Raw genomic sequence first — 25010 nt, 5'->3', positions numbered from 1 at the left:
GGTTACCTCCGGTTTTCGTCTTTGGCCTTGCGCAGGCCCAGCTGGAAGCTCGACAGCCTGCTCCTGGCCCTGCTCGGATCCGGGCCGGCTTTCGCCGCGGGCTCGTGCGGGGCGCTGCCCGGCATCAGATGAGCGCCGCGCTCGCGCACCGGCAGGCCGTCTTCGGTGTAGGCGAACGGTTTCGCCTGCGAAATCGTCTCGACAACGCTCCACCCTTCGTCCGCGGCCGAGATCCAGTTCTCCGGCAGCGGCGCGCCGTCCAGCTCCGCGGCCACGGAGACCTCACGGGGCTTGACGGCGGTGTTCCTGGCGTTGAACCAGCCGGAAGCGACCCGTTCGGCCGGGCTCTTGCCGTCCGCGCCCGCGCGTCCGACGTGCCGGTTGGGCACCCGGAGCGGTAGCTCGTCCGGCACGTCGGAGTGCGCGTGCTCGACCAGCTCACGCACGGGGTCGGTGCCGACGACGGCGAGCCGCCGCGCCGGTTTCGGCTTGGGCTCGGGTTCCGCGCGGCGGGTTTCCGCCGCCCGCATCGCGATCCGGCGGTCGGCCCAGCCCGGCCGTTCGGCGTCGAGCACCAGGTCCGACGGCACCGAGACGACCGCGGTGACGCCGCTGGAGCGGTCACCGCCGAGCAGTTCGATGCCGAACCCGTGCCGTCCGGCGAGCCTGCCGACCACGTGCAGGCCGACCTGGCGGCACTTGGCCAGCTCGGCCGAGCCGAGCCTGGTCAGCCGCGCGTTGATGTCGACGACCTCCTGGTCGGTCATCCCGATGCCGGTGTCGACGACCGCGATCGAGAGGCTGCCGTCGCGCAGCACCTGGCCCTGCACGGTCACCTTGGTCTCCGGCGCGGAGAACGACGTGGCGTTGTCGAGCAGCTCGGCGAGCATCCGGATGAGGTCGTTGGCCGCCGCGTCGCCGATCTTCGCGGCGGGCGGGTCGAGCAGCTCGACCCGTTGGTACTGCTCGATTTCCGAGATCGCCGCCTGGATGACACCGGCGAGCGGCACCGGTTTGGCCGGACGCCGGACGAGCTCGGTGCCCGAGAGCACGAGCACGTTCTCGGTGGTGCGGCGCATGCGCGTGACCAGGTGGTCGAGCTGATAGAGCGTGGTCAGCTGCTCGGGCGAGTTCTCGTTCTGCTCCAGCTTTTCGATCAGGCCGAGCTGGCGCTGCATCAGCGTCTCGCCGCGGCGGAACATGTTCACGAAGACCTCGGAGTAGCCTGCCCGGATCCGGGTCTGCTCGGCGGCCGCGTCGTGCACGGCCGTCCGCAACGCCTGCACCGACACGTGCAGGCGTCGCACCAGCGGGGTGATCACCGCGCCGGCGACGAGCGCGGCGACGGCCAGCCCGATGAGCAGGTTCCTGGCATAGGTGGCGGACGCGGCCGCGGCGGCCTGCGCGTCGTCGAGCCTCGGGATCCCGGTCCCCCGCTGCACCGCGGCGTCCAGGTCGGCCAGCGACGCCGTCACCGCCGAGTACGCGGCGCCGCGCTGGCCGGGGTCCGGCGTCGCGCGGATCTCGTCGAGGCGGACGAGCTGGCTCGCGGCCTTGCGCGCCGGATCGCCGAGCTCGCCCGCCGTCGCGATGAGACTGTTGAGCCGCGCCGCCGCGGAGTTCGACGCGGCACGCGTGTCGTCCGAACCGACGCCGCGTTCGGCCTGCACCGCGGCGAGCGTGTCGCCGATCCCCTGGTGCAGCGCCGCGAGGCGTTCGGCCTGCTGGGTCTCGGCGCGGTCGGCCACCGACTGGCGCACCAGCAGCACACCCGCGACCACGGCGACGGCGACCGGGACGGCGAGCATCGCGGCGAGCAGGCCGCTCACCGTCCACTTGCGCCAGTCGGCGGCTCCGCGCAGCCACGCGAATCCTTGCCCCGCAACGTTGCGCATGTTCGGCACCCCCTTCAGGCGAGCTTGGCGATCCCGGCGTGCACGCGCCTGAGCAGTTCGAGCGGCGGGCGCCCTTCCAGGCACGGCGTCATCTCGTGCAGCATCAGCAGGCCCTGGTCGATGGCGTCACCGATGAGCACCTTCGCCACACCGAGCGGCGCCTTGATGGCCGACGCGATCTCGGCGACCGAGCGTGGCTGCTCGCAGTTCACGCAGATCACCAACTGGTCGTCGCCGAGTTCGAGCGCCGTCTGGTGCAGCCCGGTCGCGGTCAGCACGGTCTCGATCTCCAGCGCGTGCCCGGCCGAGACCCGGCCGCCCGCCCGCACGTACGGCCGGACCAGCGTCTCGAGCTCCTCGATGACCGGCGGCTCGTCCGGCGCGGGGAAGACGGCGCACGCGACGCGTGCCTCGATCTCCTCGGCGACGGTGACCGGGGTCAGCTCGGTCAGCACCTGGCCGAGCGGGATCACCGCGCGCCCGCGTGGCCGGTCGTCGTCGGTGGTGTGGCTGCGGAAGTCGTGGTCGGCCCATTCCTGGTAGGTGGGCCAGCCACCGCACCGGGTCCGCGCCGGTTGCTGCTCGGATGGGTTCACGAGTGCTCCTGTCGGTGCTTCGGATGACGGTCAGCGACCGTCGGCGGGCGCGCAGGCGGACGGCTTGGCCGTCGGTGGCGCCTGCACGATGCGGGCCGAGGCCGCGCCGGTGGCGGGGTCGGCTGGCTCATCCGACGCGATCAACGCCGTCACCACCAACGCCGCGACCACAGTGGACAGTACGAATCTCCCTTTCACCACGACCTCCGTTCAGCTGTTCCGCACGGCTTGCAGGAATGAGACCCGGCGGCTTCGCGTCGGCTCCGGTCTTTCGAGCAGCTCGTCGGCGTAGGACACGACGGCGGCCGAGCTGTTGAAGCCGACGATGCCCATCACCCGGTTCCCGCGTACGTAGCCGGTCACGGACCGGCCGCCGGTCGAGCGGGGCTGCAGCGCGACGCGGTCGGTGCCGAGCGCGGGCACCCCGGCGGCCTGGATCCGCATGCCGTGCTGTTCGGACCAGAACCGCGGGATCGGCATGAACGGCGCGGCCGCCGCACGGCCTGCCAGCAGGTTTTCCGCTGCGGCTCGGCCCATTTCGACGGCGTTGGTCCAGTGCTCGGTGCGGCGCGGCCGTTCGTCGAACCGCAGATTCGGCCACCTGGCGACATCGCCCGCCGCGACCACGTCGTCGACACCGGCGACGTGACAGGTCGCCTCGCAGACCACGCCGTCGTCGAGTTCGATCCCGGCGTCGCGCAGCCAGCTCACGGTCGGGACGGTGCCGACGGCGACCACGACGCACGCGGCGTCGAGCTGCTTTCCGCTGGACAGCTTGATCCCGACGCTGCCAGGGCGGCTCAGGTCCCAGTCGTCGATGCTGACGCCGAGCTGGAGGTCGACTTCGTGGTCCTCGTGCAGCTCGGCGAGCTGTCTGCCCAGGTCAGGGCCGAGCAGGTTCGCCATCAGGCTCTTCGAGCGGCCGATGATCGTGACCTCCCTGGCCATCGACCGAAGGCTCGACGCGATCTCGCAGCCGGTGAAGCCGCTGCCGAGGATCACCACCGGCAGGCGGTTGCCGGCGAGCGCGCGCTGGAGGCGTTTGGCGTCGGCGATGGTCCGCAGCGAGACGACGCGCGGGTGTCCACTGTGGCCGTCGGGCGCGCGCCTGGCCTCGACGCCGGTCGCGAGGATCAGGCCGTCGTAGGCGAGTTCCTCAGCGCCGGGCAGATGCAGGACGCGGCGCTTCGGGTCCAGCTGGGACACGGGTGTGCCGAGACGCCAAACCGCGTCAAGGTCGTCGAGTGGCTCGATTTCCAGGTCCGGCACGGCGAGCTGACCGGTCAGGAACTGCTTGGACAACGCGGGCCGGTGATACGGCATGGCCGTCTCCGCGCCGAGGATCACGATCTCTTCGGTGTAGCCGATCTCGCGCAGACGCTCCGCGGCGCGCATCCCGGCCAGTCCCGCGCCCACGATGACGATCCGGTTCACTTTTCCGTACCCTGCAACTGGATCGCCCGCATCGGGCAGGCGCGGGCCGCCGAGCGGACGGCCTGGTTGACCGCGACGTCGGGCAGCTGGCGGTACTGCAGGCGGCCGTCCTCACGCAGCTTGAACACGTCCGGCGCCTCGGTCTGGCAGAAGCCGTACCGATGGCAGCGCTGATTGTCGACGCTCACCCGCATCGGCGCGGCCTTGTCGAGCCGCTTCGCCGGCATGGTCTCGCCGTCGATCAGGCCCAGCCGCACCAGCAGCTCGGGCGGCGCGACCCGCAGGAAGGTCAGTGCCAGCGGCGGCATCGCCACGGTGATCCCGGCCAGCCACATCACGTCGATGTCGCTGTTGGCCCACGCGCCGAACCACGAGTGCACGACGCCGAGCAGGATCGCGACGTAGGCGCTCTGGTGGAAGCGCAACCAGTTGCGGTAGCGGAAGAACCGGTGCATCCCCGCGGTCACGAAGATCACCGCCAGCAGGTCGAACGCGATGATGCCGAGCGCGTGCCGGAACTCGCCGCCGAGGAACGGCACGACGATCTGCAGCCCGCCGAGCACGCGCTCGTCGAGGAACAGGAAGGCCAGCGCGTGGGTGCCCGCCGCGGTCAGGGTGGCGGCGGCGAGCATCACGTGCCCGCCGCGCAGCGCCTGATGCCCGGTGACCCGGCGGACCCAGCCGGTCGCGGTGAGCACACCCCAGCACAGGGTCAGGCACATGAAGAAGTAGGCCAGCCGCCCGGAGACCGCGGCCATCTTGCGCACACCCGTGTCGTGCGCGTCGATGGCGGCCGCCAGCACCACATCAGCGGACGCGAACATGGTCGTCCTCCTTTCCGCTCAGTCGTTCGCGGTCGTCTTCGGGCCGTAGCGGGCGCACACCCGCACCACGGCGAACGTGCCGATCAGGGCGAACCCGGCGAGCACGATGCCGAGCAGCACCTTGTTCCAGCCGGGTACCACCTGGAACGGCGCGGGATCGAGCGAGCCGACGACCATCGACGACGCCCTGACGAGCCCGGTGCTCTCCAGCAGCGTCATGTGCCGGATGACCACGGCGTCGGCCGACTGCGCGAACGCGCGCACCACGTCGTTGCGGGTCATCGCACGGACCTGGCCGATCAGCATGAAGATGCTGCCGTGCGCCTGCCTGGTCACGTTGGCCCACGCGTCGTCGGCCGCACCGCCCGCCTTGCCCGCGATCTCCCGCTGCCAGGACTGCTGGATCGGGGTCGGGCTGCCGGGCAGCGCCACGTTGAGCTTCGCCGCCGCGTCGGCGACAGTGGCCTCGAGCGCGTGATGGTCATGCATGAGCGCGCCACCGACGGCGCGCACCTTCGGATCGGCCGAGCGCTCGGCGACCTGACCGCTCGACGGCGCCTCCCACAGGTTCGCCCAGCGGACGTTGATCAGCAGATTCCGGTCATACTGGGACAACGGCCCCCACGGCGTGTCCCAGTCGGCCGGATCCTGGTCACCGTGCTCGTTCTTGTCGTCCACCACGGTGCCGAGCCGCAGCACCTTGTCCACAGTGGATTCCAGCGCCTCGGCCGACGCGGTACCCGCGACGCTCATCAGGAAGAACACGCTCGCGGCCGTCGCGCAGATCCGGCGCGCGGCTTGACGGAATGTCATGGATGGAAAACCCCTTTCACCACTTCTTCGGGGGCGGGCAAACCGTAGTTAAACCCTGTGGCGCGCACCACTGGAAGGCCTGGGGGAAAACGGATGACCGAGACTGCCCGAACGAACCGATTCTCAGAAACAGTTTCCCGAGATTGCCGAATGGCCCGGTTACGGGTAATGTCCGCTTTTCGAATATCGAAACTGAGAATATGTCCATGGACACTGACTGGTGTATCCGGCTGCTCGGGCCCTTGTCGCTCACCCGCGATTCGGCGGCGGTCGAACTCCGTTCCACGCCCCAGCGCGTCATACTGGCCTTGTTGGCGATACGGGGCCAAGTTTCGCGTCAGGATCTCGTCGACGCGGTGTGGGGCGAGAATCGGCCGCTGAGCAACGCCTACACCCATATCTCCGGGCTGCGCCGGACTTTGGAACCGGGCAGGCTGCCGCGTGCCACCGACGGGCTCATCGCGTCGACCGACACCGGGTATTCGCTTGAAATCGATTGCGACGTGCATCGCTTTCACGCACTGCGCGCCAGCGCTTCTCGCTTGCGCAAAGCCGGGCGGCTCGAGGCAGCGCTCGCCGACCTCGAGTCCGCAATAGACCTCTGGCGCGGCGAAGCACTCGCCGGCCTGCCGGGCCCATTCGCGGCCGCCGAGCGCGCCGACCTGAACGGACTCCGGATCGCCACGGCGGAGGACTGGGCCGAGATACTGCTCGAACTGGGCAGGCACGGCGAAGCGATCCCCACGCTGACCGTGCTGTGCCGGGAGCAACCGTTGCGGGAACGACCGCACGAGCTGCTCATGCGGGCCCTGCACCGCGGCGGCCGAACCTCGGAAGCGCTCAACGTCTACGCCTCCGCCCACTCGGCACTCATCGCCTCCGGCATCGAGCCGGACTTCGAACTGCGAAGGCTCCACCAGGAACTACACGTCTCGGAGGCTCGTACCAGCGCGCCAGTTCCCAGGCGTGAGATGTTCGTCGGACGCGAGCCCGAGCTGAAGATCCTGCGCGCCGCGGCGGCCGACGTCCTCAAAGGACAGGGAGGCGTTTGGTGCGTGGTCGGCGAACCGGGCATCGGCAAGACGGCACTGCTCGCGGAGGCATTGGCCGACACGCCTGTGCCGGTCAGCTGGGGCGTCGCGCGGCGGGGCAGTCTCGACGGCAAGCCTGCCATCCTCGTCGCCGACGACTTCCAAGACGCCGACGAGGTCACACTGAGCCTCTGGCGGCGACTGGCACGACAGCCCGGCCTGCTCTTGATCAGCGCGACACGATCCCGCCGGACCATGATCGGGCAACCTGTTCTTCTCGGCCCGCTCTCGGAACCGGAAGCAGCCGAACTCGCGTCCGCGCCATACGGCCGACTGGCATGGGCAAGCGGAAACCCGCGTTACATCAAGGAAATGGCCACCGCCAGTCCCCCCGAACTGTTCAAGCGCATTGATGAACACCTCACGTTCCTCACCCCCTCAACCCGATCCGTGCTGCAACGCGCCGCGTTACTCGGCGAGACGTTCACCTTCGCGGACCTGGCCACGACCATCGGCCGACCACCACTCGCACGTCACGTCGACGAGGCACTGGACGCAGGCATCCTGATCGCCGACGGCCAGTCGTTGCGCTTCCGCCACCTCGTCGTCCAAGCCGCACTGTACGAAGGACTTCCCGGCTCGATGCGCGCCGCACTGCACGTCCAGTTCGCGACGGCACTCGCCGACGCCGGCGCTCCCCTCGACCGCGTCACCCACCACCTCGCCCATGGCTGAGCTACGCATCGAGCTACTCGGCCCGATCCGGGCGTGGCAAGGAACTTCCGAGCTGCCACTGGGTCCAGCACGTCAACGGGCACTGTTCGCGACACTCGCGCTCCGCGCCGGCCACACCGTGACCCGCGAGCAGCTCATCTGCGCGGTCTGGGGCACCGACGAGGCCCCACCGACCGCGAGCGGCAGCGTCCACACCTACATTTCCAACCTCCGCCGCATACTCGACCGCTCGGTCCTCACGGGCGGCCGAGGCGGCTACACCCTGCGCGTCCCACCGGGCAGCATCGACTCGATCGCCTTCGAGCACCTGGTGAACCGCGGCGCACCGAACGAGGCCCTGGCACTCTGGCACGGCGACCCGCTTTCCGGCATGCGCGGCCAGTTCGCCGAGCAGCAACGGTCCCGCCTCACCGAACTACGCCTCAAAGCCATCGAACTCCACGCGGAACGCCTGCTGTCGCAAGGTGACTACCGCGACCTCACGACTTCACTGACCGCCCTCGCCCGCGAACACCCACTCCGCGAGCGCCTACGCGAGCTGCTCATGCTCGCCCTCGACCGCGACGGCCGGCACGCGGAGGCGTTGGAGGTCTTCCGCGACGCCCGCGCGACCCTCATCGCGGAACTCGGCGTCGAGCCCGGCCCAGCGTTGCGAACCCTGCACCACCGCCTCCTCACCGGCACCCGAGACCCGTTGCCAGACCTGCACTTCGTCGCACCCGCCCGCGTTGCTTCCGCCTTCACTGGCCAGATTGCTCCGCTGGCCCGCCTGCGAGCGCTGATCTCGGACCGCAGCGGTTCTGTCTGGCTGGAGGGCGACGTCGGGGTCGGCAAGTCCGCGCTACTGGCGGCTGCTCTGTCCGGCCTCGGGCGGCGCCATCTCGGGTGGGCGCACGCTGCTGAGCTGTCGATGCCCCTTCAGGCCATGGAGTCCTGCCTCGGGACCGCCGACGATCCGCTTTCCTTTGTGTCGCGGCTCTGCGCGACCGCTCCGGTCGTCCTTGTGCTCGATGACATGCACTGGGCCGACGATGCGACGGTTCTCTTGTGGCACCGCCTCGTTGACATGACCCGGCAGCTCCCCTTGCTGCTCATCGCCAGCGCTCGCCTGCTGCCTCGCTCGCGCGAGTTGGCCCAGCTGCGTCAGCGCTTCGACACCGTCATGACTCTCGATGCGCTCTCTTTCTCGGGCACGGATGCCCTGGCCCGCGTTGCCGCGTTGTCTTTTGATGCGCGCGAAATCCTGCGGTGGGCGGCTTTGCTTGACCGCTTCACTGTTGCGGACATCTCCGCTTTGACCGGCAAGCGGCCCTCGGACCTACTCGCGGCCTTCGAGGAAACCCTTACCGCTCATGTACTGTCGGACCACGGGGCCTACCTGACCTTTGCTCATCCCGCACTTCGGTCGGCGTGCCGTGAGGCGATCCCCCTGGCCTTTCGCTCGGCGCTGCTTCACGAAGCGCGGTCTGTGTCCGAGTGGCCTCGTTCTTGGTATCGGTCGGCAGCGGAAACTGGCCAGCCACGGCGCTGATCAACACGACGCGACGCCCAGAAACCACCATCAACACGCAGCACCGCGCGCAACAGGTCACCTTCGAACATATCGCCCTCGGCCAGTGGATCCCGCTGCAACACCTCGATCGCTACCGGAACGAGCACCGCCAAGCCGATCTGCTGCCCGATGAGCAACCGCAAATCTTCGACAGTCAGCTCCGCGATAGGCACTTGCCGAAGCCGGTGCACCTCCGCGATGAGTCTCGTCGCGTCCGCAGGCGGTCCGCCCCAACGCTCGCCCTCAACGTCCTCAAGCGAACGACGGCGGTCCGCTGACTGCATCATGCCCACATCATCGCGCACCGCGATCCACCCGCGGCCACCACCAGCCCACTCCGGCGGCCAAATAGCAACAGCAACCGCACTGGCCAACTTTCGGGTGTCCATTGTGGATCTTCGTGTGGATAGTGGCATAGTCCTCTAGTTTTGGGTATGATGGAGGCATGTCCACCACCGAGACACTTGCCGACGCGCCACCGCAGTGGTGGCGCTTGGACAAGGACGCGCTCATGCTGGACTACGTCGCCCTCGAACAAGAAAAACGCCACCTCGATGCGAAGCAAGGGCAGATTTTGGCGGAGATCGAATCCCGTGGTGTGCGGGACGTGACCGGCTACGCGGCGTTGTCGCAGTGGGTGGCGAAATGCGCGCGGGTGAAACCGTCGGAGGCGAACGCGCGGGTCAAGCGAGCCCGCGACTTGAACCAGCGTCGTGATGGCGCCACCGAGATTCCCGCGTTCGCTCCCTATACTGCGGCCGCTGCTGCCGAAGGCGATCTGGGTGCGGATCAGATCGACGCCGTGTTGAAAGCTTTGCACGCGCTGCCGACCACACTGACCGCCGAGGAACGGGAGGGTGGGGAGAAGATCCTCACCGACCTCGCCGCTGTTGGCGACCTCAACGAGATCCCCGTGGCGGGCAAGCGGCTGCTCGACCAGATCGACCCCGACGGGCCCGAACCCCGCGACCCCGAACCGGCCGAACGCGGGAATGAGTTGCAGTACATCACCCACCGCGATGGCAGCCATGGGGTAAAAGTCCGTATCGACTCCGAAACCCTCGCCCGACTGAAGGCCCTTCTCGATCCTTTGGCGAAACCTCGCGCGGCCACCGATGACGAAGGACCGGACACCCGCTCGCAGTGGGAACGCAACGGCGACGCCTTCGCCACCTTCGTCCGCCTCGGCATGGCCCACCCCGACATCCCCACCCAAGCCGGAGAATCCGTCCACGTCGTCGTGACCGTCTCACTCGAAGACCTCAAAACCGGCCTCGGCCGGGCGTGCCTGGACCTGGTCGGCGATATCTCCGCCGCCGAAGCCCGACGGATGGCGTGTGAGTGCAAGGTCATCCCCGCCACCCTCGGCGCCCACGGCGAACCCCTCGACCTCGGCCGAGCTCAACGGCTCGCGTCTCCGGCGCTACGCCGGGCGCTGGCGATCAGGGACCGGGGCTGCGCGTTCCCGGGGTGTACGGAGCCTCAGCAGCGCTGTACCGCGCATCATATTGTCCATTGGGCACACCATGGCGAGACCGAGATCCATAACCTCGTGCTGCTCTGCGGCCGCCATCACCGCCTGGTCCATCACAGTGACTGGAAAGTCCGGATGGCCTACGACAACCTCCCCGAATTCATCCCCCCGAAGTTCATCGACGCCGCCCAGACACCCCGCCGCAACACCATGCACACCACCCGAACCTGAACCACCCCGGAAACACCACTCATAGATCGACTACTCGGGCGCAGCCACCCCCTGCGCCGCTTTCTCATGTCCCCAGCCAGAAGCCGAGCCTCAATTCGACGGCTTCAGAGGCCGCGATAAAGCCCGCTTTACTCCCGGGAGTAAAGCGGGCTTTATCGCGTGCAGAAGGTCAGTGGCCGCGCAGCGTGGAGGCGCCCGCGTACTTGGCTTCGGCGCCGAGTTCCTCTTCGATGCGGATCAGCTGGTTGTACTTGGCCGTGCGGTCGGACCGCGAGAGCGACCCGGTCTTGATCTGGCCGCAGTTGGTGGCGACCGCGAGGTCCGCGATCGTGGTGTCCTCGGTCTCGCCGGAGCGGTGCGACATGACCACGGAGTACCCGGCCTTGTGCGCGGTCTCGACCGTCGTGAGCGTCTCGGTGAGCGTGCCGATCTGGTTGACCTTGACCAGGATCGAGTTGCCGATGCCGCGCTCGATGCCGTCCTTGAGCAGGTTCACGTTGGTGCAGAAGACGTCGTCGCCGACGAGCTGGACGCGGTCGCCGATGGTGTCGGTGAGCTGCTTCCAGCCGGTGAAGTCGTCCTGCGCGAGACCGTCCTCGATGGACACGATCGGGTAGCGCGCGGTGAGGTCGGCGAGGTAGGCCACGTGCTCCTCGACGCTGCGCTTGCGGCCTTCGCCGGTGTAGTCGTAGACCTCGCCGGTGTAGAACTCGGACGCGGCGGGGTCGAGCAGGAGCGCGATGTCCTCGCCCGGCTGGTAGCCGGACTGCTCGATCGCTTTGAGCACGAACTCCAGTGCCTCGTCGGCGGAGCTGAGGTTCGGGGCGAAACCGCCCTCGTCGCCGACGTTGGTGCCGTGGCCTGCTTCGTGCAAGGACTTGCGGAGCGTGTGGAACACCTCGGAGCCCATGCGGACGGCGTCGGCGAAGGTCTCGGCGCCGACCGGGCCGATCATGAACTCCTGGAAGTCGATCGGGTTGTCGGCGTGCGCGCCGCCGTTGATGATGTTCATCATCGGCATCGGGAGCAGGTGCGCGAACACGCCGCCGACGTAGCGGTAGAGCGGCAGCCTGCTGGCCGCGGCGGCGGCCTTGACCACGGCGAGTGAGACGCCGAGTGTCGCGTTCGCGCCCAGGCGGGCCTTGTTCGGGGTGCCGTCGAGCTCGATCAGCGTGCGGTCGACCTCGGCCTGCGCCTCGGCGTCGAGGCCGATGACGGCTTCGGCGATCTCGGTGTTGACCGCGTCGACGGCCTTGCGGACGCCCTTGCCGTGGAACTGCGACTTGTCGCCGTCGCGCAGCTCGACGGCCTCCTTCGTCCCGGTCGAGGCGCCGGACGGGACCGCGGCCCTGCCGAGCGAGCCGTCGGCCAGCTCGACGTCGACCTCGACGGTCGGGTTGCCTCGGCTGTCGAGCACCTGGCGGCCGTGCACACGGACGATGGCGGTCATGTTCGCTCCTCGATGAGTTCATGCCGGAGTCCCGGCCGGGAACGACCATGGCACAGCGGCGAGACAGCTGCGGCGCCACTGTGAGCCGCGAAACACCGGGAGACTAGCAGGGTTCGCTGAATCGATCACGAGGTTGGTGGACGACCCCCGGCTTGCATAGTCATGCAGTCGAGTGCATATACTGTCGTCGTGTCCAAAGTGCTCACTTCCCTGCCCATCGGTGAACGTGTCGGCATCGCCTTCTCGGGCGGTCTCGACACCTCGGTCGCGGTCGCGTGGATGCGCGACAAAGGTGCGGTGCCCTGCACCTACACCGCCGACATCGGCCAGCCCGACGAACCGGACATCGCGTCGGTGCCCGGCCGCGCCAAGTCGTACGGCGCCGAGATCGCCCGTGTGATCGACTGCCGCGCCGCGCTGGTCGAGGAGGGGCTCGCGGCGCTGTCGTGCGGCGCGTTCCACATCCGCACCGGCGGCCGCACGTACTTCAACACCACCCCGCTCGGCCGGGCGGTGACCGGCACCCTGCTGGTCCGCGCGATGCTCGAGGACGACGTCCAGATCTGGGGCGACGGCTCGACCTACAAGGGCAACGACATCGAGCGGTTCTACCGCTACGGCCTGCTCGCGAACCCGGCGCTGCGGATCTACAAGCCGTGGCTCGACGCCGACTTCGTCACCGAGCTCGGTGGCCGCAAGGAGATGTCCGAGTGGCTGGTCGCGCACGGCCTGCCGTACCGCGACAGCACCGAGAAGGCCTACTCGACCGACGCCAACATCTGGGGCGCGACGCACGAGGCCAAGGCGCTGGAGCACCTCAACGCCGGCATCGAGCTGGTCGAGCCGATCATGGGCGTGCGGTTCTGGGACCCGGCGGTCGAGATCGCGACCGAGGACGTGACCATCGGCTTCGAGCAGGGCCGCCCGGTCACCATCAACGGCGCCAAGTTCGACTCCGCGGTCGACCTGGTGCTCGAGGCCAACACCATCGGTGGCAGGCACGGGCTCGGCATGTCCGACCAGATCGAGAACCGCGTGATCGAGGCCAAGAGCCGCGGCATCTACGAGGCGCCCGGCATGGCGCTGCTGCACGCCGCGTACGAGCGGCTGGTCAACGCGATCCACAACGAAGACACCCTCGCCACCTACCACAACGAGGGCAGGCGGCTCGGCAGGCTGATGTACGAGGGCCGCTGGCTCGACCCGCAGTCGCTGATGATCCGCGAGTCGCTGCAGCGCTGGGTCGGCATGGCCGTCACCGGCGAGGTGACGCTGCGGCTGCGGCGCGGCGAGGACTACTCGATCATCGACACGGCCGGTCCCGCGTTCAGCTACCACCCCGACAAGCTGTCGATGGAGCGCACCGAAGACTCCGCGTTCGGCCCGGTGGACCGGATCGGCCAGCTGACCATGCGCAACCTCGACATCGCCGACTCCCGCGCCAAGCTGGAGCAGTACGCCGGGCTGGGCATGGTCGGCGGGCAGCAGGCGATGCTGATCGCCGCCGCGCAGCCGTCGACCGAGCTGATCGGCGCGATGCCGGAGGGCGGCGCCGAGGTCATCGCCTCGCGCGGCGAGGCGCCGGTCGACGACCAGTTCCTGGACGCGGCCGCGATGGAGTCGGGCACCGACTAACCGAACGGCTGCCACGTGAGACGGGCGAGGCTGGTCAGATCACTGACCAGCACGCCCGTCTCCGACACCGTCCACAGTGCACCGTCGAGCACCAGCGCGCGCCGGACGCCGCCGTCTTGGCCGACGCTGCCGACTTCGGTAAACCCGCTGTCGGTCAGGCGAAGCACCAGCGCGCCACTGCCTGCCCGGTCCCCGTTGACCGGCACGACGAGCAGTCCGTTGTCCGGCCAGTACAGGAAGGCGTGCGGGTCGTACTCGGCCTCGGAGTGCGCGCCCTTCAGGTGGTGCTTGGCGAGCAGGCCCGGCTTGGCCAGGTCGTGGACGTCGAAGAGCGACACCTGCGTGCCCAGCGTCCGGCCCTTGTCACTGGCCTCCTGCCCGACACCGATCAACCGGCCGTCGCCCGCGGGATGCAGGTAGGCGGAGTAGCCGCTGATCTTCAACTCCCCCACCGCGCGCGGCTTCTTCGGATCCGAAAGGTCCACTGTGTACAGCGGGTCGGTCTGCCGGAACGTCACCACATAGCCGACCGCGCCGAGGAACCGCACCGCGTAGATCCGTTCCCCCGCACCGAGTCCGCCGAGTTCACCGACCGCGGCGAGCTTGCCGTCCAGCACGGTGACCTTGCTGTGCCCGACAGTGTCCACAGTGGTCGCGACGCGGAGATGCCCGTCGTACTCGGACATCGAGTACTGGTTGAGCAGCCGTCCGCGCACCGAGCCCGACCCGGTGTGCACGGGCTTGCCCGGCTTCGCGATGTCGAAGCGGTGGATCTCGGTGTCCGCCTGGTTTTCGTCGGCGACATAAAGACTCGTGCCGGTGCCGTAGACGATGTCCCCATCGGCCACGATCGACATCGGATCACCCGTGCCGAGCCGCCCGGCGAGATCGACGGTCAGCACCGTGAGCATCGAGGCCGCCGTGTACTCGGCGGGCCGCTTCACCTGATCGCACGGCACGAGCATGCCTTCTTGGCTGCCGCCTTCACGTTCCAGCGTGTAGTGCGGCAGCCACTCGTCGATCCTCGACTGCAGCAGGATGTCCCGATTCCGCCGCGGGTCCGCCGGATACGGGAACGCCAGCCGCGGCGCGGACCGCAACACCAGCCGCGCGACCCCGCCGACCTGCCGCGCGTCGACGAAAGCGCCATCGGTGGTCAGTGTCTCCAGTACCTTGGGCGCGCCTGCCAGATCGACCAAGGTCAGCCGAGGCCCATTGGCGCCCGGCGCGGGCTTCCGTCCCTCGAAGTCGGGCATGATCGCGCCTTCGGACACCACGAGCGCACGGTCACCCTGCAGTAGCAATTGGGTGGCCATCCCACCCGGCAACACGAGCGAGCCGCTGGGCTTGCGGCTCGCCACGTCCATCACCCGCAGCGTGCCATCGGCGACGGTGACCAGCCGGTTCCCGTCGGTCTTCACCAGATCTGGCTCGTCGACACCGGCTTCGTGCGTGTTGGTCTGGGAGAACTTGGCCGCACTGTCTTGCGGCGCCGCCTCGGCCGCGATCGCCCGCGCGCCGGTGAAATCCGGTCCCACCCGCTGGTTGTACTCACCGAGCCGCGGCAGCAGCGCGCGTTTGAACGCGTCGAGCGCCGCCGGGCACGAGTCGAAGGCGGCCAGCCGGGAGGACGGCGGCTCCTCCTTGAAGACCGTCGTTTTCGGTTCGGCCACAGGCAAGGTCGGCAACGCGCTCGCCGCGGCCAGCAGCACGGTCGCGCACGCCACCGCCACCCGGAACTTGGTCTCCATGCCCCCATGACGGAACCAAGCCCCCGATCCGTTGCACCCCCCAGCGCCCGGCTCCGCCCCGCTCCCGGCTCGACGTGAACGCCTCGTTCCCAACGTGCAACGTTGCGAACGAGGCGTTCATAACGCCCGGCCGATGAACCGCACCCGATTTTGTGTCCACAAAGGACGACGGAGGCGAGAATTGGTCCGTTATGTCGCATTTGGGCGGTTCGGCGAGCGCTTGAGACGTGACAAACGGGGCCCTTGTCACGCTGAGCGTTACATGGGTGGCCTTTGTGTGGATCCAGCCGCCACACCGCTCAGCGCCTTCGGTGAGCTGGCTCACTTTCGAGTGATGGTGGTTAAACGCCGCCCACGCGGGTATCCGCAGGGCGGTGACACCTCCGACAACGAAAGGTTCGGTCGTGAACGACAAGATGGAGAACAAGGCCGAAGAGCTCAAGGGCAAGGCCAAGGAAGCCGTCGGCGACGCCACCGGCAACGAGCAGTGGCAGGCCGAGGGCAAGGCCGACCAGGCCAAGGGCTCACTCAAGCAGGCAGGCGAAAAGGTCAAGGACGCCATCAAGGGCGTCACCGGCAAGGACTGACCTTCGACCCGAACGGCGGACCCGGCGACGGGTCCGCCGTCTGGCTTTCCGCAAGGTGGCGGTCATGAGCAGGATCATCGCGATCACCGTGGATTGCCAAGACGCGGAGAAGCTGGCCGCGTTCTGGCAGCAGGCGCTGGACTATCCAGAACCGCGCCGCTGGCGCGACGGCCATGGGCTGACCTATGTGGAGCTACAAGGCAAAAGCGGGACTCCGCTGCTGTTCCAGCCGGTCGGTGAAGGCAAGCGGGTCAAGAACCGCGTCCACGTCGACATCGCGCCCGCCGATCTCGACCAGTACGCCGAAATCGAGCGTCTGATCGCACTCGGAGCCCGGGTGCTCAAAGACGATCCGGCCGAACACTTCGTCGTGCTTGCCGACCCGGAAGGCAACGAGTTCTGCGTGCTCCCCCGCACCGAACTTGTTCGGGACGAACACGTTCATTAGGCTCGCTCGATGACCACTCGCAGCCGCCGCGAGCGCCCGGCCAAGCCCGCGCTGACCTACGAAGGCATCGTCGCCACGGCCGTCCGCTTGATGGAAACCGAAGGCCTGCAACGGGTCACGATGCGCAGGCTCGCCCAGGAGCTGGACACCGGCGCGGCCTCCCTCTACGTCTACGTGGCCAACACGGCCGAGCTGCACGCCGCCATCCTGGAGCACCTGCTCGGCACCGTCGACCTCCGCCCCGTCCGTGCCAAAGGCGACTGGCAGGACCGGCTCATCGCCGTGCTCCGCTCGTACACCCAAGTTTTATTCGCACATCCGGCTTTGGCGAGTTCCGCGCTGATCGCCCGCCCCTCCGGCCCGAACTACCTGGCACTCGTCGAAGCGATACTCGCGTTGCTGCACAAGGGCGGAGTCCCGGACGCGCAGGCCGCCTGGGGCATCGACGCGCTCTTGCTCGTCGCGACCGCGACGGCCGCCGAGCAGTCGGCGCGCGCCGAGAGCGGCTCCGCGCCCGCGGATCACGAGGCCGCGGTCGCCGCGCTGCGAGACGCCTCCCCCAAGACACACCCGCGCGTCGCCGCGCTCGGCGACGACCTCTTCTCCGGCCCACCGGAAGCGCGCCTGGACTGGATCCTGCGCACGGTCGTCAACGGAACCTCAGGCACCCCAAGGTCGTGAGTGTTTAGACCGGTTAGAACCGGCCGTACCACTCACGACCACCTAGACGCAAAGTCCGGTGCGCCAGGCCCATGCCGCGATCTCCACGCGGTTGCGCACCGTGAGCTTGCGCTGGATGTTGGCCAGGTGCGTCTTGACCGTCGCCTGGCTCACGAAGAGGTCAGCGGCGATCTCGCTGTTCGTGCGGCCCTGCGCGACCTGGCGGACCACGTCCAACTCCCGCTCGGTCAGCGGTTCGGCCGGTGCGCTGTCGGGGGTGGCCTTGTCCGTGCGGTCGAGCGCGAAGTGGGCCAGCAGGCGGGTGGTCACCGTCGGGGAGATCAACGTCGCGCCCGCCGACGCGGCGCGGACGGCCTCGACGAGCAGGGCGGGTGACATGTCCTTCAAGAGGAAGCCGCAGGCGCCGTTGCGGAGCGCGCGGTAAACGTACTCGTCGAGGTCGAAGGTGGTCGCGATGAGGACGTTCAACGGGTTGAGCACGCCGGGGCCGGCGAGCAACCGGGTCGCTTCCAGGCCGTCGAGCTTGGGCATCCGGATGTCGAGCAGGCAGACGTCGGGGCGGAGCCTGCGTGCCTCGTCGACGGCGGCCTGGCCGTCGCCGACCGAGGCGACGACCTCGATGTCGGGCTGGGACGCCAGGATCATCCCGAACGCCGACCGCATCATCTCCTGGTCGTCGGCGATCAACACACGGGTGCTCATCCGCGTCATGATGGCAGAGCCAAGGTCAACGGCAACGTCGCGGCCACGCGCCAGCCGTCGTCCGACGCACCGGCGGTCAGCGTCCCGCCCGCGGCTTCGACGCGTTCGCCCAGGCCGACGAGGCCGAAGCCGCCGCCGGAGGAGCAGAGTTTGGCCGCGCCGTCGTTGCGCACCACCACCTCCAGCTTGTCGTCGGGCAAGGTACGGGCGCTGACCTGGACGCCGGTGGTGCCTTCCGCGTGCCGGAGCACGTTGGTCAGCGATTCCTGGACGACGTGGTGCACGGCGTCCAGGACGTGCGGGACGAGGTAAGCCTCGGCGAGCGGCTCCTCGATCTCGGTGGTGACCGGCGGGCCGACGAACGCGCCGGTCGCCTCGGACAGCACCACGCCGAGCGGCTTGCGCACGGGCACCGGCTGGTCGTCGCGCAGCACCGCGATCATCCCGCGCATCGACGCCAGCGCCTGCGAACCCGCCTTTTCGATACCCGCCAGCATCGCGTCGAGTGCTTCCGGTGTCGGCTGCTGACCGGCCGCCGTGGTGAAGCGGACGGCCTGCGCCTGCGCGACGATCGCCGTCACGTGGTGGGCGACGAAGTCGTGCAGGTCGCGGGCGTAAGTGAGACGCTGCAGCTGCCTGGCCATCTCGTGGCTGTCGGCCCGGCGCTGGTCCTGCAACCGCAGGTACAGCGCGAGCAGGACCACCAGGCACACGGCGAGCGAGGTCAGGATGACGAAGACCTCCAGCTCAGGCCGCTCGATCGTGTAACACCGGGTCGGCATGACCACGATCGCGAGGAACATCGGCGGGACGAGCAGGACCGAGCGCCGGGGTGGCAGTTCGATGATCGCCCGTGAGATCAGGCAGGCCAGCGCGATCGTCTCCACCATGCCGTAGGTGTTGTCGAGCCCATCCGGCAAGGCCCGGCAGATGGCGGTGAACGCGAGCGACACGAGAACCGCTTCCAGTACCACGACCGGACGCAGTGTCGGCATGGCCAGCACGGCCACCTGCACCAGACCACAGATCGCCAGGCCGATGCCCGTGGCCGGTGTTTCCGCGCTGAAGCCCTCACCCACCGCGAGAGTGGCCGCCACGAGCAGTCCCAACGCCAGCGCGCCGCGCTGAACCCAGGAGAGCCTTTCGAATATCGCCAGCATGGCTGCCACGTTAGGACAGTTCTCTAAGGACAGTCCTCAACCGTTCGGCGGAGCACGTTCGGGTTCACTCGTCAGTTTGGTGGAGCCGGATCTTCGGCGGATCGCGAACCATACGGATCATGAACGAACACGCTGTCGCCGAAGTGGAGCAACTCGGCAAGGTCTATGGCACCGACGGTGCCGCCGTGGTCGCGCTGTCCGAGGTGTCGGTGCGCTTCCGCCGCGGCGAATTCGCCGCGATCATGGGCCCGTCCGGCTCCGGCAAGTCCACCTTCATGCACTGCCTCGCCGGGCTGGACACCCCCACTTCCGGCAAGGCCCGTATCGCGGGCGTCGACCTCGGCTCGCTGAACGATGAGCAGCTGACGCAGGTCCGCCGGGAGAAGATCGGGTTCGTCTTCCAGTCGTTCAACCTGCTGCCCACGTTGAGCGCCTGGGAGAACATCACGCTGCCGTTGTCGTTGTCCGGCAAGAAGCCCGACAAGGCCTGGACCGATCAGGTCATCGGCGCGATGGGGCTGGCCGACCGCCTCGACCACCGGCCCGCGCAGCTCTCCGGCGGCCAGCAGCAACGCGTCGCGTGCGCGCGTGCGCTGATCACCCGACCGGAGATCGTCGTCGCCGACGAGCCGACCGGAAACCTGGATTCCCGCTCCGGCGCACAGATTCTCTCGCTGCTGCAGCGGTGCGCGCGCCAGTGGCAGCAGACGGTGCTGATGGTCACGCACGACCCGATCGCGGCGGGCTACGCCGATCGCGTCCTCTTCCTGGCCGACGGCCGGCTGGTCGACGAGATGACCCAGCCGACGCCGAGCCGGGTGCTCGACCGCATGCGCCAGTTCGACACGCAGGCGGTGGGCTGATGTTCCGCCTGGCGTTCCGTTCGATCCTGGCGCACAAGGCCAGGTATCTCCTGCCCACGATCGGCGTGGTGCTCGGCGTCGCGTTCGTGGTGGGCTCGCTGCTCTACGGCGACGCCGTCAAGACGTCGATCGAGCGTGCCCAGATCCGCGCGCAGGCCGACGTCGCGGTGAAGGTGACCCCGGACCGCTACAGCACGCCGATGGGCGACGACGTGCTCGCGCAACTCAAAGGGCTGCAAGGGGTCACCGAGGTCCGGCCGATAGCCGACGGCCGCGCGTTCCTCGTCGGCAAGGACGGCGCGCTCGTCGGACTGCCCGATCGTGCGGTCGGCGTGAGCTACGACCCCGCCCGCTTCCCGCTGAGTGCCGGAAAGGCTCCGAGCGGACCCGACGAGGTCGCCATCGACGAACTCGCCGCGAAGAAAGCCGGTTTCGCAGTCGGTGACCAGGTAAGCGTGATCGTCAAGGGCGTCGTGCGTCAGGTGCGGCTCGTCGGCGTGTTCGCGGGCAATGACGCGCGGCTGGCTTCGGGCGGCACGCTCGTCGCGTTCGAGCTGAAGACCGCGGTCGAGCAGTTCGCGCACACCGCCGGCAGCTACACGGCGATCGACCTGGTGGCCGCGCCCGGCACCAGCCAGGACGCCCTCGCGAGCAGCGTCACCGCCATGCTGTCGAAGGACTACCTCGCCGAGACGGGCAGCCAGCTCAACACCCCGCACAGCGACAGCAAGATCACCGAGATCCTGCTGATCTTCGCAGCCGTCGCCCTGTTCGTCGCGGTCTTCCTCGTCGCGAACACGTTCACCATGCTCGCCGCGGCACGCGCCCGCGAGAACGCGCTGCTACGCGCGGTCGGCGCGTCACGGAAGTACGTGCTGCGCACAGTTCTCGCCGAAGCGCTCGTGCTCGGCCTGATCGCCACCGTGCTCGGGTACCTGCTCGGCATCGGCGCGGCCGCCGCGCTCAACAGCGCGTTCGCGGTGATCAACGGGCCGGGTGTGCCGCTGCAGGTGTTCAGTGTCGGCGCGCTGTGCGCCGCGATCGGGGTCGGCATCGGCGTGACCACCGTCGCCGCCTACGTCCCCGCGCGCCGAGCGGCCGCCATCCCGCCGATCGCGGCACTGCGTACCGGTGTCCCGCCGACCGCGAAGTCGTTGCGCCGCAGGAACATCATCGGCCTCGTCGTCACGCTGATCGGTGCCGCGATCACCGCGGGCGGCATCCAGAGCGAGGACCTGGTCTACCTCGGAGCGCCGGTGACCATGCTCGGGTTGATCGTGCTGACACCGTGGTTCAGCCTCGGCCTGACCAAGCTGCTGCGCGGGCCACTGACCCGGCTGAGCGGAATGCGCGGAACACTGGCCGTCGAGAACACCCGCCGCAACCCGCGTCGCACCGCCGCCACCGCGACGACACTGATGATCGGCCTGTCCGTGTGCGCCGCCGTCACCGTGCCGATCGCCTCGGTCGCCGCTGCCGACGCCAAGCAGTCCGCGACCAACGACAAGGCCGACATCGAAGTCACCGCCATCGACTACGCCGACCTGTCCGCGAAGACCGTCGCGGACATCGCCAAGGTGCCGGGCGTCACGTCCGTCACCCCGATGTCCCAGGTCGGCATCCAGCTGGAGAGCGGCGGCTACCTCAACCCGACCGGCGTGGATCCCAAGACCGTCAAGGACTTCCTGCCGCTCACGATCAAGCAGGGCTCGCTCGACCAGCTGACGACCGGGCTCGCGGTTTCGGAGCAGGTGGCGGCCAAACACGGCTGGACCATCGGCACCGTGATCACGGGCACGGCCAAGGCCGCGTCCGGCGACTCACCGGTGTCGCTGCCGATCGTGGCCATCTACGAGACCCCGGAGTCGGGCGAGCAGGCCCTGATCGCCTCGCCGCAGGACGCCTCGCCCCAGAAGATCCTGGTCAAGGCACAGGACGCGCCCGCGGCGAGCAAGGCGATCCAGCAGGCGCTGGCCAACCCGACGCTGGTGGTCCAGACGAAGGCCGAGGTCGCCGAGTCCGCGGGTTCGAAAGCGGCGGTCTTCCTCAACATCCTGTACGCGTTGCTGAGCGTTTCGGTGCTGATCGGCGCGCTCGGGGTGGTCAACACGATGACCATGTCCACTTTGGAGCGAGTGCGCGAGATCGGCCTGCTGCGCGCGGTCGGCCTCGGCCGCAAGCAGGTCGGCTCGGTGCTGCGGCTCGAGTCGGTGATCATCGCGATGCTCGGCGCGGTCATCGGGCTGGTCGCGGGCTGCGCGCTCGGGGCGGTGGTCGTGCTCAGCCAGGAGAAGCTGACGCTGGTGCTGCCTTGGGAACGACTGGGCCTGTTCGTGCTGGTGACCGTCGCGATCGGCATCCTGGCCTCGCTGTGGCCGGCCAGGAAAGCGGCCCAGACGCCGATCCTCACCGCCATCCACGCCGACACCGAATAAGGGCTCGTGCGCGTTGCGGGCGGTTAGAACCGCCCGCAACGCGCACGAGCTTGGTCGCCCGAAAGTGGGATCGACCTCGTGGTCTAGCGTGACGGGACACCTGAGACTGGAGGTCCCGTGGAGGGCGCCGTTTTCCCGTTCATCGTCGCGGCGCTGTGCACGGTGGCCTTCCTCGTGAGCTTCATCCACGACCGCCGACGGCTCCGCAACGGCTTCTACCTCTTCTTCGCGTTGTTCTTCATCGCGATCACGCTGCTGTCGCTGCTCGCCGCGGTCTCCCCCGACGCGGCGGCCTGGCTCATCATCGTCGCCTTGGTGCTGTTCGCCGTGACCGTGCTCGCGCTCGCGGTCTTCCTGATCTGCAACGGGATCACCATGCTCCGCCGCGAAGGGCGCAGGCCGGCGAACGTGCTGTCGCTGCTGGCGGGACTCGGGATCTGCGCGCTGATCGTGTTCAACGCGACCGTCTCGCAGATCGGCTGGGCGCCGCTCGACACGCTGCGCGGCTGCGTCAACGGGATTCTCGCCTACGTCTCGTTCACCTTCGTCTGCTTTCTCCTGTACTCGATCGTCTACGGGCGGATCCGCAGCGAAAAGGGTGTCGACTTCGTCGTCGTGCTGGGCTCCGGGCTACTCGGCGGGCGGACGGTGCCGCCGCTGCTGACCAGCAGGCTCAACCGGGCGCTGAACGTGCTCGCCAAGGAGCACAAGCGAAACCGGGAGCCGATGATGGTCACCTCGGGCGGGCAGGGGCCGGACGAAGAGGTGCCCGAGGCGCGGGCGATGGCCGACTACCTCGTCGGCGCCGGGTTGCCGCAGGAGCGGATCCTGCTGGAGGACCGGTCGACGACGACGTTCGAAAACCTCCGGTTCAGCGCGGAGATCATGCAGGAGCACAAGCCCGGCTACCGCTGCGCCGTGGTGACCAACAACTTCCACGTGCTGCGTGCCGCGTTGATCGCGCGGCGGGCGAAGGTGAACGGGCAGGTCATCGGGGCGCCGACGGCCTGGTATTTCTGGCCGAGCGCGACCATCAGGGAGTTCGTGGCCGTGCTGGTCGACCACAAGATCAAGAACCTGGTCATCTGCGGGCTGATCATGCTGTCGCAGGTGCTGCAACTTGTGACGTAATTCTTACAGCAGTATTCATAACCAGTCAGAGTGGTTACTATCACGAGCATGCCCACTCTGCTTCTCGTCGGCGTGCTCGCCGGGATCGTCACCAGCCTCTCCCCCTGCGTGCTGCCGGTTCTGCCCGTCGTGCTGACCGCGGGCGCGCGGCGGCCGTGGGGTGTCGTCGGCGGCCTGGTGACGAGCTTCAGCCTGGCCACGCTGTTCGGCTCGCCCGTGCTCGAGGCGTTGCACCTGCCCGGTGAGCTGCTGCGGGACGCCGGGATCGCCGCGCTCGTGCTGCTCGGGCTCGGATTGCTCTTCCCGAAGGCCGGTGAGCTGCTGGAACGGCCGTTCACCCGGCTGCGGGGCCGCGCCGCCAAGCCGGAGAGCAACGGCTTCGCCGCCGGGCTCGCGCTCGGGCTGGTGTACGTGCCGTGCGCCGGGCCGGTGCTGGCGACCATCGCCGTGGTCGGGTCGACGCATCAGATCGGGTTCGACGCGCTGCTGCTGACCGCCGCTTTCGGCGTGGGGACCGGCATTCCGCTGCTCGTGCTCGCGGCTTCCGGCGGCGCGCTGGCCCGGCGCGCGGGCTTCCTGCGCAGGCACGCGCGCCGCGTCCGGGGCACCACCGGAGCCGCGTTGGTGCTCGTCGCGGCCGTCACCGCGGTCGACCTCGCCGCGCCGCTGCAGCGCATCGTGCCCGACTACACGGCCACGACCCAGCAGGCGCTCGGCGAGAAACAACTCGACCGGCTCACGCACGCCCCCGACTTCACCGGCGTCACCCAGTGGCTCAACACCGGCAAACCGCTGTCGCTGAGCGAATTGCGCGGCAAGGTGGTCGTGGTCAGCTTCTGGACCTACAGCTGTATCAACTGCCAGCGCGCGCTGCCGCACCTCAAACAGTGGTACGACACGTACCGCGACAGCGGACTCGTCGTGGTCGGCGTGCACACCCCCGAGTTCGCGTTCGAGCACGATCCCGCGAACGTGGCCGACCAAGCCAAGGCGCTCGGCGTCAAGTACCCCATCGCCATCGACAACGACTACGCCACCTGGAACGCCTACGGCAACAACTACTGGCCCGCCGCGTACCTGATCGACGGCTCCGGGCAGGTCCGGCGGTCGATCTTCGGCGAGGGCCACTACGCCGAGTTCGAGCAGGAACTCCGCCAGGCACTCGGCGACCACGCGCTCCCCGAGCCGACCGACATTCCCGACACGACCCCGAAGACCTCGCTGACGCCGGAAACCTATCTCGGCACCGAACACGCCGGCGGCACCACCGGCCAGACCCGCGCCTACAGCTTCCCGGCGGAGGCCTCCCCCGACACCTTCTCGCTGGCGGGCACCTGGACGTCCGAAAAGGAATACGTCACCTCAGGCCCGGATGCCCGGCTGCGGCTGGATTTCCGCGCCGCGTCCGTCCACTGGGTACTCGGCGGTTCGGGCACGGTGACGCTGGACAACGGGACCACGATCGCTGTTTCGGGCGCTCCCAAGCTGTACACGCTGCTGACCGGCCACTTAGGACACGGCGTGCTGACGATGGCGGTCAGCCCCGGCGTGCGGGCTTACGCGTTCACGTTCGGCTGACCAC

The 25010-nt window shown here is 68.7% G+C and carries 22 protein-coding genes; 11 read left to right on the top strand and 11 right to left on the bottom strand.

Annotated elements, in window-relative coordinates:
- Positions 1–2: 2 nt before the first annotated feature.
- The 6 genes from AB5J62_RS18185 to AB5J62_RS18160 are packed head-to-tail and all read right to left on the bottom strand — an operon-like array spanning position 3 to position 5562.
- On the bottom strand, positions 3–1895 hold the full coding sequence (locus AB5J62_RS18185; protein WP_370949406.1) for a sensor histidine kinase: 1893 nt from the start codon (positions 1893–1895) through the stop codon (positions 3–5).
- Positions 1896–1909: 14 nt separating this feature from the next.
- A complete protein-coding gene (locus AB5J62_RS18180; protein ID WP_370949405.1) occupies positions 1910–2491 on the bottom strand; it encodes a DUF742 domain-containing protein in 582 nt (193 codons plus the stop codon).
- Positions 2492–2521: 30 nt separating this feature from the next.
- Positions 2522–2689, bottom strand: a complete 168-nt coding sequence (locus AB5J62_RS18175; RefSeq protein ID WP_370949404.1) for a hypothetical protein — start codon at positions 2687–2689, stop codon at positions 2522–2524.
- Positions 2690–2701: 12 nt separating this feature from the next.
- Positions 2702–3925, bottom strand: a complete 1224-nt coding sequence (locus AB5J62_RS18170; protein WP_370949403.1) for an NAD(P)/FAD-dependent oxidoreductase — start codon at positions 3923–3925, stop codon at positions 2702–2704.
- The gene (locus AB5J62_RS18165; protein WP_370949402.1) at positions 3922–4749 is read right to left on the bottom strand and encodes a ferredoxin; all 828 of its coding nucleotides are present in this window, start codon (positions 4747–4749) and stop codon (positions 3922–3924) included. Before AB5J62_RS18165 ends, AB5J62_RS18170 begins: the two co-directional genes overlap by 4 nt.
- An 18-nt stretch (positions 4750–4767) precedes the next feature.
- Positions 4768–5562, bottom strand: a complete 795-nt coding sequence (locus AB5J62_RS18160) for a DUF4142 domain-containing protein (RefSeq protein WP_370949401.1) — start codon at positions 5560–5562, stop codon at positions 4768–4770.
- Between the two features lie 206 nt (positions 5563–5768).
- Between AB5J62_RS18160 and AB5J62_RS18155 the strand changes: the two genes are divergently transcribed.
- Positions 5769–7328 (top strand): BTAD domain-containing putative transcriptional regulator, encoded by a 1560-nt coding sequence (locus tag AB5J62_RS18155; RefSeq protein WP_370949400.1) that lies wholly within the window; start codon positions 5769–5771, stop codon positions 7326–7328.
- Entirely contained in the window at positions 7321–8859 is a 1539-nt protein-coding gene (locus AB5J62_RS18150; RefSeq protein WP_370949399.1) for a BTAD domain-containing putative transcriptional regulator, read from the top strand. The genes AB5J62_RS18155 and AB5J62_RS18150 overlap by 8 nt, the downstream gene beginning before the upstream one ends.
- Here the strand turns inward: AB5J62_RS18150 and AB5J62_RS18145 are convergent.
- Entirely contained in the window at positions 8781–9164 is a 384-nt protein-coding gene (locus tag AB5J62_RS18145; protein WP_370950289.1) for a contact-dependent growth inhibition system immunity protein, read from the bottom strand. The two genes, AB5J62_RS18150 and AB5J62_RS18145, sit on opposite strands and share 79 nt — an antisense overlap.
- A 161-nt stretch (positions 9165–9325) precedes the next feature.
- Between AB5J62_RS18145 and AB5J62_RS18140 the strand changes: the two genes are divergently transcribed.
- Positions 9326–10585, top strand: coding sequence for a DUF222 domain-containing protein (locus AB5J62_RS18140; protein ID WP_370949398.1), 1260 nt, complete (start codon positions 9326–9328; stop codon positions 10583–10585).
- Positions 10586–10754: 169 nt separating this feature from the next.
- On the opposite strand, the gene eno is transcribed toward AB5J62_RS18140, so the two are convergent.
- Positions 10755–12035 carry a phosphopyruvate hydratase gene (gene eno / locus AB5J62_RS18135; RefSeq protein ID WP_370949397.1) on the bottom strand — a complete coding sequence of 427 codons (1281 nt, stop codon included), beginning with the start codon at positions 12033–12035 and terminating at the stop codon, positions 10755–10757.
- Between the two features lie 189 nt (positions 12036–12224).
- On the opposite strand from eno, the gene argG reads away from it, so the two are divergent.
- On the top strand, positions 12225–13670 hold the full coding sequence (gene argG, locus AB5J62_RS18130) for an argininosuccinate synthase (RefSeq protein WP_370949396.1): 1446 nt from the start codon (positions 12225–12227) through the stop codon (positions 13668–13670).
- On the opposite strand, the gene AB5J62_RS18125 is transcribed toward argG, so the two are convergent.
- Positions 13667–15421: a beta-propeller domain-containing protein gene (locus tag AB5J62_RS18125; RefSeq protein ID WP_370949395.1), complete on the bottom strand. Its 1755-nt coding sequence runs from the start codon at positions 15419–15421 to the stop codon at positions 13667–13669. The two genes, argG and AB5J62_RS18125, sit on opposite strands and share 4 nt — an antisense overlap.
- 404 nt (positions 15422–15825) lie before the next feature.
- Here AB5J62_RS18125 and AB5J62_RS18120 point away from each other — a divergent pair, with 404 nt between their 5' ends.
- From AB5J62_RS18120 to AB5J62_RS18110, 3 genes are all read left to right on the top strand, one after another.
- Positions 15826–16008, top strand: coding sequence for a CsbD family protein (locus AB5J62_RS18120; protein WP_370949394.1), 183 nt, complete (start codon positions 15826–15828; stop codon positions 16006–16008).
- 64 nt (positions 16009–16072) lie between these two features.
- Positions 16073–16456, top strand: a complete 384-nt coding sequence (locus AB5J62_RS18115; protein ID WP_370949393.1) for a VOC family protein — start codon at positions 16073–16075, stop codon at positions 16454–16456.
- Positions 16457–16465: 9 nt separating this feature from the next.
- Positions 16466–17137: a TetR/AcrR family transcriptional regulator gene (locus AB5J62_RS18110; protein ID WP_370949392.1), complete on the top strand. Its 672-nt coding sequence runs from the start codon at positions 16466–16468 to the stop codon at positions 17135–17137.
- Between the two features lie 42 nt (positions 17138–17179).
- Here AB5J62_RS18110 and AB5J62_RS18105 read toward each other — a convergent pair whose 3' ends face one another.
- Positions 17180–17839 carry a response regulator gene (locus tag AB5J62_RS18105; protein WP_370949391.1) on the bottom strand — a complete coding sequence of 220 codons (660 nt, stop codon included), beginning with the start codon at positions 17837–17839 and terminating at the stop codon, positions 17180–17182.
- A 5-nt stretch (positions 17840–17844) separates the two neighbouring features.
- The gene (locus AB5J62_RS18100) at positions 17845–18999 is read right to left on the bottom strand and encodes a sensor histidine kinase (protein WP_370949390.1); all 1155 of its coding nucleotides are present in this window, start codon (positions 18997–18999) and stop codon (positions 17845–17847) included.
- Positions 19000–19118: 119 nt separating this feature from the next.
- Here AB5J62_RS18100 and AB5J62_RS18095 point away from each other — a divergent pair, with 119 nt between their 5' ends.
- The 4 genes from AB5J62_RS18095 (at position 19119) to AB5J62_RS18080 (ending at position 25006) form a co-directional block, all read left to right on the top strand.
- Positions 19119–19862, top strand: coding sequence for an ABC transporter ATP-binding protein (locus tag AB5J62_RS18095; protein ID WP_370949389.1), 744 nt, complete (start codon positions 19119–19121; stop codon positions 19860–19862).
- Entirely contained in the window at positions 19862–22297 is a 2436-nt protein-coding gene (locus AB5J62_RS18090; RefSeq protein WP_370949388.1) for an ABC transporter permease, read from the top strand. The genes AB5J62_RS18095 and AB5J62_RS18090 overlap by 1 nt, the downstream gene beginning before the upstream one ends.
- Before the next feature lie 117 nt (positions 22298–22414).
- Complete coding sequence (locus AB5J62_RS18085; protein WP_370949387.1) at positions 22415–23428, top strand: YdcF family protein; 1014 nt, start codon at positions 22415–22417, stop codon at positions 23426–23428.
- Positions 23429–23476: 48 nt separating this feature from the next.
- A complete protein-coding gene (locus AB5J62_RS18080; protein WP_370949386.1) occupies positions 23477–25006 on the top strand; it encodes a cytochrome c biogenesis protein DipZ in 1530 nt (509 codons plus the stop codon).
- The last annotated feature ends 4 nt before the right edge of the window (positions 25007–25010 follow it).

The sequence above is a fragment of the Amycolatopsis sp. cg5 genome, assembly GCF_041346955.1.
In the GTDB taxonomy this organism is placed as follows: Bacteria; Actinomycetota; Actinomycetes; order Mycobacteriales; family Pseudonocardiaceae; genus Amycolatopsis.
Note: the sequence above shows the minus strand (reverse complement) of the source record. Positions and strands in the feature narration are given on the sequence as shown.